The sequence below is a fragment of the Lentzea sp. genome, from assembly GCF_035525475.1.
In the GTDB taxonomy this organism is placed as follows: domain Bacteria; phylum Actinomycetota; class Actinomycetes; order Mycobacteriales; family Pseudonocardiaceae; genus Lentzea.
On the sequence record NZ_DATLEC010000269.1, the window covers coordinates 1 to 8,450 of the forward strand.

At 70.0% G+C, this 8,450-nt stretch carries 10 protein-coding genes; all 10 read right to left on the minus strand.

Annotated elements, in window-relative coordinates; genetic code table 11:
* Positions 1–167, minus strand: a 167-nt coding sequence (rpsO, locus tag VM306_RS41220; protein ID WP_325525264.1) for a 30S ribosomal protein S15, incomplete at its 3' end; no start/stop codon positions are given.
* Between the two features lie 125 nt (positions 168–292).
* Positions 293–739, minus strand: a complete 447-nt coding sequence (locus VM306_RS41225) for a 2'-5' RNA ligase family protein (RefSeq protein WP_325525246.1) — start codon at positions 737–739, stop codon at positions 293–295.
* Positions 736–1,215, minus strand: coding sequence for a helix-turn-helix transcriptional regulator (locus tag VM306_RS41230; RefSeq protein ID WP_325525249.1), 480 nt, complete (start codon positions 1,213–1,215; stop codon positions 736–738). The genes VM306_RS41225 and VM306_RS41230 overlap by 4 nt, the downstream gene beginning before the upstream one ends.
* A gap of 84 nt (positions 1,216–1,299) precedes the next feature.
* Positions 1,300–2,232 (minus strand): bifunctional riboflavin kinase/FAD synthetase, encoded by a 933-nt coding sequence (locus VM306_RS41235; RefSeq protein WP_325525251.1) that lies wholly within the window; start codon positions 2,230–2,232, stop codon positions 1,300–1,302.
* Positions 2,233–2,279: 47 nt separating this feature from the next.
* Positions 2,280–3,167 carry a tRNA pseudouridine(55) synthase TruB gene (gene truB / locus VM306_RS41240; protein ID WP_325525253.1) on the minus strand — a complete coding sequence of 296 codons (888 nt, stop codon included), beginning with the start codon at positions 3,165–3,167 and terminating at the stop codon, positions 2,280–2,282.
* 11 nt (positions 3,168–3,178) lie between these two features.
* Entirely contained in the window at positions 3,179–4,504 is a 1,326-nt protein-coding gene (locus VM306_RS41245) for an MFS transporter (protein ID WP_325525255.1), read from the minus strand.
* A 121-nt stretch (positions 4,505–4,625) separates the two neighbouring features.
* Positions 4,626–5,930: an MATE family efflux transporter gene (locus tag VM306_RS41250; protein ID WP_325525266.1), complete on the minus strand. Its 1,305-nt coding sequence runs from the start codon at positions 5,928–5,930 to the stop codon at positions 4,626–4,628.
* Positions 5,931–5,936: 6 nt separating this feature from the next.
* Positions 5,937–6,107 carry a hypothetical protein gene (locus VM306_RS41255; protein WP_325525257.1) on the minus strand — a complete coding sequence of 57 codons (171 nt, stop codon included), beginning with the start codon at positions 6,105–6,107 and terminating at the stop codon, positions 5,937–5,939.
* A gap of 72 nt (positions 6,108–6,179) precedes the next feature.
* Positions 6,180–7,313, minus strand: a complete 1,134-nt coding sequence (locus VM306_RS41260; RefSeq protein ID WP_325525259.1) for an ROK family transcriptional regulator — start codon at positions 7,311–7,313, stop codon at positions 6,180–6,182.
* Entirely contained in the window at positions 7,310–8,296 is a 987-nt protein-coding gene (locus VM306_RS41265; RefSeq protein ID WP_325525261.1) for a bifunctional oligoribonuclease/PAP phosphatase NrnA, read from the minus strand. The genes VM306_RS41260 and VM306_RS41265 overlap by 4 nt, the downstream gene beginning before the upstream one ends.
* Positions 8,297–8,450 lie beyond the last annotated feature (154 nt).

Genomic DNA, 8,450 nt, shown 5'->3' on the forward strand with positions numbered 1-8,450 from the left:
AGACCACGGCGGGAGTGGTGGTCGTGCTTGTGCTGCTTCAGGTGCTCCGTGAGGTCAGCGATGCGCTTGCTCAGCAGGGCCACCTGCGCCTCGGTCGAGCCGGTGTCCGAGTCGTGCAGACCGTACTCACCGAGGATGGACTTCTTCTGGTCCGTGGACAGTGCCACTAGGTACTTCTCCTACTTGTTCAGGTCCGTGCGGCCCCGTCCGCCGAATTGCTGGCCGGGGTAGCCGGTACTGGCCGCCACGGACCGCAGCCAGACCCAACTGCGAAGGCTATCAGGCACTCTGCTCAGCGGCGCGTTGACGTGCGCAACCCCACCCGCGACACGGGTGTGTGCACACCGTCCGAGCTGCTCACGAGCACTGCTTCCGACGGCTGCCACGGGCTGCTCAGGAACTCCGGCATAGCCTGGCCCTGGTACCTGTACGCCACCGTCAGGTGCGCGAACCAATTGTCGTCCGCGCCTGCTGCTCTTGCCAACTCATTTAGGTCGCCGTCCACTCCCGCCCACAGGACCCGGCCGTGGAAGTCGCCGAAGTTCCTGAGCCGGATTTCCGGCACCTCGCGACCCTCGAGCGCCTCGAACCGTTCCTCATCTGCGGTTTCACCGTGGAAGCACAACGTGATGTGCCACTTCTCGGGCTTCGTCCATTCCACGTCGAGGCCCGGGTCGAGCACCGCCCCGAGCTCGTCGACCACGTGGCGCGGCGGGTAGAGCGCGGTGAACCAGGTCACCGCGCGGCGGCCCGGATGGCGCGCCGGAACAGTTCGGCGATCGCCGGGAAGTCCTCGTGGAGCATGTCCGCGGCCTGCTGGAGCTCGGTGCGGTCCGCGACGCGGCGCAGCACCGGGTACGCGGCGCTCTCGTCCCCGTTGACCGGCAACGAGTCGCGGGACACCGTCGGCTTGGACTCGCGCACGTCGTCGAGCGCGCGCTGCAACGCCTCGGGTGCCCCGGTCGCCACGTCCGGCGTGAGGACCTTGCGCTCCAGCATGATCATGCGGGCGAGCACGGACGGGTTGCCGATCTTGGCGCGCCGGCCGCTCATCACCTGGCTGAGCATCGGCGCGCTGATCCCCAGCACGTCCGCGAGCTGGGCCTGGGACACGTTGAAAGCCACGACCAGACGGCGCACCCGGTCACCCAAAGGCTCCCCGTACCACTCCCGCTGAAGCGCGAGGTTGCGCTGCACGATCTTGTGGTCCTCCACCGTTGGCCTCTCCAGTAGCCCGAACTCTGCACGCATCCTGCCAGCACAGCGGCTTTCAGATGCCCATTTCGCCTGATCTGACGCTCACGACCCCGCCAGCAGTTCCCTGGTGCGGTCGACGTCGCGGTGCATCTGTTCGAGCAGGGCCTCGACGGAGTCGTACTTCTCCATCTCGCGCAGCCTGTCGACGAAGTCCACGGCCACCCGCTGGCCGTAGTAGTCCTCGTTCACGTCCAGCACGAACGCCTCGACGCGGCGTTCCCGCCCGGAGAACGTCGGATTGGTCCCCACGCTCACGGCGGCCTTGAGCCTCGTGCCCTTGGCGTCGGTGAACCAGCACGCGTAGATGCCGTCCGCCGGCACCGCGGCGAACTTCGGCGTCGACAGGTTGGCGGTCGGGAACCCCAGGTCCTTGCCCCGCCCGTCGCCCTTGACGACGATCCCTTCGAGACGGTGCGGGCGCCCGAGCGCCTCGGCCGCCGCCTTCACGTCGCCCGCGTCGATGCACGCGCGGATGTAGGTGGACGAGTACGTCACCTCGTCTGCGGACACCAGATCAGCCCCCTCGGTCGCGAATCCGAACCGCTGCCCCAGCTGGCGCAGCAAGGCGACGGTACCGGCAGCCTTGTGCCCGAAGGTGAAGTTCTGGCCGACGACGACCGCCGCCGCGTGCAGCTTCTCGACGAGGACCTCGTGCACGAACTCGTCGGCGGGCATCCGGGACGTCTCGAGGCTGAACGGCACCACGACGAAGTGGTCGATGCCGAGCTCCTCGACCAGCCCCGCCCTGCGGCGCAGCGTGGTGAGCTGCGCGGGGTGGCTGCCGGGGCGCACCACCTCGGACGGGTGCGGGTCGAACGTCATCAGCACCGACGGCAGGCCGCGCTCGGTCGCGAGCTCGACGGCCCTGCCGATGAGCGCCTGGTGCCCTTTGTGGACACCGTCGAAGACACCGATGGTGACCACGCAGCGGCCCCAGCCGCCGGGAAGGTGATCGAGACCGCGCCAGCGTTGCACGGTGATCAGCCTACGTCGGGAGCCGGACCCGCTGCTCGGCACCTGTCTCAGCCCGCCGGGCTGAGCACCACCACGGGCTTGCACGCGGTTCCCTCGTCCTTGGCCAGCGCGATGACGTGCCCGTCCGGCCCGAACACGCCATAGGTGCCGTCGATCCCACCCGCGCGCAACCGCTGCCCGTGGGACAGCGCCGACGCCTCGGAGGGGTCGATCTCGCGGCGCGGGAACGCCGTGGCGACCGCCGCGTCGAGGTCCAGCGACAGGCCGGGCGTCTCCTCCAGCTGCTCGAGCGTGCGCGCCACGCGGAGGTCGAACGGGCCGACCCTGGTGCGCCGCAACGCACCCAGGTGGCCGCCGACACCGAGCGCGGCGCCCAGGTCGCGGGCCAGCGCGCGCACGTACGTGCCGGAGGAGCACTCGACCATCACGTCGAGCAGGACCGTCTTGTCCTCACGGCGCGTGAACAGCACGTCGAAGCGGTGCACCGTGACCGGCCGTGCGGGGATCTCGACCTGTTCACCCGCACGAACCCGTGCGTATGCGCGCTTGCCGTCGATCTTCACCGCGGACACGGCCGACGGCACCTGCTGGATCGGTCCGGTCAGCTTCGCCACCTCGGCGGCGACGGCCTCGTCGGTCACGTCGGAGGCGTCCACAGTGGACAGGACCTCGCCCTCGGCGTCGTCCGTGGTGGTGGACGCGCCGAGCACGATCGTCGCGAGGTAGGCCTTGCTGTCGAGCGCGAGGTGGCCGAGGAGCTTGGTGGCGCGCTCGATGCCGAGCACGAGCACGCCGGTGGCCATCGGGTCGAGCGTGCCGGCGTGCCCGACCTTGCGGGTGCCGAGGATCCTGCGCACACGCGCCACCACGTCGTGCGAGGTCATGCCGTCCGGCTTGTCGACGACGACCAGGCCCGGTGCAACAGAGGGTTTCACGGCGCGAAAGCTTAAGCGACGCGCAGAGCGTCCCAACGGCGACGCCGGATCTGCACCGGAACCGTCTCGCCGCGCTCCTCGGCCTCGAACACCGCCGCACGCGCGCGCCGCCACCACACGAGCATCCGCCAGCCGCCCACCACGAGCACCAGCACGCAGAAGCTCAACGCGACGCGGAACGCCGTCTGCGGGCTGAGCACCCCTTCGACGACGTCCAGCAGCACACCGACGCCCAGCGCCGTCACGGTCACGGCGAGGAAACCGCCGACGTTGACCAGGCCGCTGGCCGTGGACTGGCGGTGCGACGGGTTGTAGTCGCGCGCGAGGGCGAACGCCACGCCCGAGATCGGCCCGCCGACGGTCAGCACGAGGAACACCACGGCGATGACCGGCACCGGCACGCGCCCGCCCGGCCACAGCAGCAGCACGGCCCACCCGGCCAGGGCGAACGCCAGGAAGCCGACCGAGATCGGCATGCGCCACTCGGGGTTGCGCGAGAACAGCCCGCCGATGATCGGGCTCGCCACGATCGCGCCGATGACGAGCAGGCCCAGGGTCGAGGACGCCGCCTTCGCGGACATGCCCTGCGCCTGCACGAGGTACGGGTAGCCCCACAGCAGACCGATCACGGCCGGCGTGGACATCGTGCTGAAGTGCGCCCAGAACCCGAGCCGGGTGCCGGGCACGCTCCACGCCTGCCGCACCTTCGGCCAGATCTTCCTGAACGGCACGACCTCCGGCTTCGGCGCGACGAACCCGGCGGGCAGGTCGCGCACCCGCAGGAAGGCCACGGCCGAGTACAGCGCGGTCAGGCCACCCGCGATGAGGAACGCCCACGTCCAGCCGATCGAGCCGAGCATGAGCGTCAGCGGCACGGTGGCGACGAGGTTGCCGACACCGCCGATCGCGGCCGTGACCGCCACGACGAGCGAGTACTGGCGCGGCGGGAAGTGCGACGCGACCAGCCGGATCACGCTGATGAACGTCATCGCGTCACCCATGCCCAGCACGGCCCGTGCGACGAGCCCGAGCCCGTACGAGTCGGCGATGGCGAAGAGCACCTGGCCGGTGCCCATGAGCAGCGCGGCGACGGTGAGCACCCGGCGCGGCCCGTAGCGGTCCACGAGCAGGCCGGTGGGAATCTGCATCAGGGCATAGACACCGATCTGCAGCACGGTGAAGACACCGAGCTGAGCGGGTCCGAGCCCGAAGCGTTCGCTCGCCTCCAGTCCGGCCACGCCGAGCGTGGTGCGGTGGAACAGGGCGGCGAAGTAGACGAGTACGGCGGTGGTCCAGATCAGCCACGAGGTTCCGGTGGCGCGATCGACCGACGGCAAGACGGCACTCCCCAGGTCGGAGGCGGGCGGATATTAGTTACATCGCCTAAACAACCTTATTGGTGACGATTTCATGCCGTGAGGTCGACCACAGGGCCCGATGTCGTGGGCCGGCTCACACCTACCGGACCGCACCTTCCACGGCCCAGTCCCCCGACCGCGTCCGCCAGACCACTGCCACGAGCCGCAGCACCATGAACGCCGACAGCCCCGTCCAGATGCCGGCGAGCCCCCACCCGAACGCGTACGAGGCCCACACCAGCGGTAGGAACCCGATCACCGCGGACCCGAGCGTCGCCGTCCGCATGAACTTCACGTCACCGGCGCCGAGCAGCACCCCGTCCAGCGCGAACACCACGCCCGCGATCGGCTGCAACGCGACGAAGAACCACCAGGCGTGCGGGATCTCGGCCAGCACCCCGGCGTCCGAGGTGAACGCCCGCGGCAGCACGGGGAACAGCGCCGCGAACACGACCCCGAGCCCGATGCCGAACACCAGCCCGTACCGCGTGATCTGCCACGCGAGCTTCTCCGCCTGCTTGCGCCGCGACGCCCCCAACGCCGCGCCGACCAGCGACTGCGCCGCGATCGCCAACGAGTCGAGCACAAGCGCGAGGAACGTCCAGAGCTGCAACACGACCTGGTGCGCACCCAACGCCCCGACGGACGTCCGTGCCGCCACGGAGGCCGCACTGATGAAGCACGCCTGGAACGCGAGGCTCCGCAGCACCAGATCACGTCCCATGCCGAGCTGCGCGCGCATGGCCGTCCACTGCGGCCGCAACGACACGTGCTCAGCGATGAGCGCCTTGAAGAAAAGCCCTGCCGAGAGCACCTGCGCCACGACGTTGGCGATGGCCGAGCCCTCCAGCCCCCAGTCCGCGCCGTAGACGAGCGCCGGGCAGAGCACCGCGCTGATGCCGTTGCCGATCAGGATGTACTTGAGCGGTCTCCTCGTGTCCTGGACACCGCGCATCCACCCGTTGCCGGCCATCGTGACGAGGATGAACGGCGCGCCGAACAGCGCGATGCGCACCCACTCCACCGCCGCGTCCGCGACAGCCCCGCCCCCCGCGAGCAGCTCCGCCAACGGCCGCGCGAACAACTGCCCCAGCACCACGACGAGCACACCGGCAGCCAACGCGAGCCACGTCGCCTGCACACCCTCCTCGACGGCCTCCTGACGCCGCCCAGCCCCGTGCAACCGAGCCGTGCGCGCCGTGGTGCCGTACGAGAGGAACGTCAGCTGCGTCGACACCTGCGTGAGCAACACCCCGCCGAGCGCCAGCCCGGCGAGCGGCAACGCCCCCAGATGCCCCACCACAGCCGTGTCGACGAGCACGTACAACGGCTCGGCCGCCAACACCCCCAGGGCGGGCACCGCCAGCCCGATGACCCGCCGAGCGGGAACCCGATCCTCCACCAGTCGAACCTAAGCGCTGGCGAGCACTCCCGTCCGGTGATGGCGGCCACTCACGACCACCACCACGGCCGCGGGCGCCGAGCACGCCCGCACGACACCGCGGGCGCCGAGCACGCACACGTGGCAGCGACCGCTCACGACCGCCGACAGCACCCGCACGCGTGACAGCGGCCCCCACACCCACCGCCACCGCCGAACACCCGCCCAGCGCCACCCGCCCGGCATCAGCCGCTGGCTGGCGTCAGCCGCCGCTCACGACCGCTGCGGCAGCCCGAACACCTGCTCCCGCGCCACCGCGAGCGCCGAGTGCAGCGCCCCCGACCGCACGGGGTTCGCCGTGATCTGCGCCAGGCGCACCGGCGTACGCGGTACCACCAGCTTCAACAGCTCGACCGACACCAGCTCGCACAACGTGTCGCCGCCCGCCTGCGCCACCCCGCCCGAGAGCAGCACCAGCTCCGGGTCGAGCACGCACACGACGTTCGCCAACCCCAAAGCGATCCTGCGAGCGAGGTCCGACAAGAACACGCGTCCCCCGGTCCCCGAGGTCAGAGCGTGCGCGACGGCTTCCAGACCGGAGTCCGCCACGATCCCGTGCGACGCCGCCAGCGCCACGATCGCCTCGCTGTCGACCAGGTCTCCGTACCGGCCGCCGGGGATCTGCATCGAGTCGATCTCACCCGCGCCACCCGTGACACCGCGCAGCAGCACGCCGTTGACGACGACGGCGGACCCGATCTCGTCCGCCGGCCAGAACAGCACGAAGTTCCGCACGCCCACGGCCCGGCCGGAGCTCATCTCCTCCAGCGCGGCGAGGTTGATGTCGTTCTCGATCGACACCGACGTGCCCAGCAGGTCGCGCAACGTCGACGGCAGGTCGACGTCCACCAGCCCCGGCAGGTGCGGCGCGAACCCTAGGTGCCCGGTCGAGGGATCCACCGCACCCGGCGTCCCCACCACGACGTGCGACAACGCGTCGAGCCGAAGCCCAGCCAACGCCGCCGCCTTCTGCACCGTCTCGCGGAACGCCCGGAGCGTGTGCTCCTTGGGCATCGGCGCGCTGTGCTCGGCCAGCAACGACCCCGTGATGTCGGCGATGACCACGTCGATCAGCTCCGGCGTCAACGCCACCGCCGCCACGTGGCCGACACTCCCGTTGACGGCCCACATCTGAGCCCGCGGCCCACGCCCACCCCCGCGCAACCCGGTGCGGACGACCATGCCGTCCTCCTCGAGCCGGGCCAGCAACTGGGCCGTGGCGGGCTTGGACAGCCCGATGACCTCTTCCAGCTCGGCCCGCGTCATCGCACCGCTGCGCAACAACGTCTCGATCGCGGCGCGGTCGTTGATCTCCCGCAGCAGCCGCGGACTACCAGTCCGTGTCATGACCCCACCCGCTCCAACGCGCCCTTGAGCGCGGCGACGACCTGCTCCGAGCCCCCGTCGAACGTGAACCCGGCCGCCAGCCGGTGCCCACCGCCCCCGAGGACCTGCGCCACCTCACGAACATCGACCCGGCTGACCGCCCGCAACGACACGGACCAGTGCCCGGGCCGCAACTCCTTCAGCACAGCCGCCACCTCGGCCTCGGAAGCAGAGCGCACGACGTCGATCACGCTCTCCACCTCCTCGCTCCGCACCCCAAGCGCGTCCTCAAAACCCACGACCGCATGCACCAACCCCAGCCCATGCGCAGCGCCCTGATCGAGCTCGGCCTTGGCCAACACCCGCGACAACATGCCGAGGTACGCAAACGGATGCGCATCCATCAACGGCCGGGTAACGCTGTACGCGTCCACCCCGGTCTTCAACAGCCGGGCAGCCGTCTCATGCGCGGAAGGCCCGGCTTTGCGGAATCCCCCGGTATCGGTGACAAGCCCCGCATAAAGACACCGTGCGATCGGCTCGTCAACCTCGACGTCCATCTCGTCGAGCAACTTCAACGCGATGAGCGCAGTCGCCTCAGCGTGCTCATCAATGCAATGCACAGTCCCATACCGCGTGTTGGACACGTGGTGGTCAACAACGATGACGGGCCCACGAGCGTTGGCAACCCGGTCCCCCAACGGCCCAAGCCGCTGCACGCTGCCCGTGTCCATGACCACCAGCAACTCAGGCGCCAACGGCACCTCGTCGCGGTGAACCAGCAACCCGGCGACGTCCAAGACCTCCAACGACTCGGGCACGACCTCGGGCGCACCGAACGCCACCCGCACCGCAACCCCACGCCGGTGCAACGCGAGCCCCACAGCCAAAGCACTCCCGAGCGTGTCAGCGTCGGGGTTGACATGACTCAACAGGGTCACATCACGGGCGTCGGCCAGTAACCGGGCGGCCTCGGCAATGGTGGTGCTCAGGTCGTCTGCCACAGGGAGACGTTAGCCGTTGACCGCCGAAATGCGCTGTGCGGCACCCGCAACAGCAGCCACTTACCGAATCGAACCGGGCCGGGGGGGGGGGGGTAAAGGGGGGTAGTCAAAACAACACACACCCCCCCCCCCCAACAAAACCCCACCCCCCCCC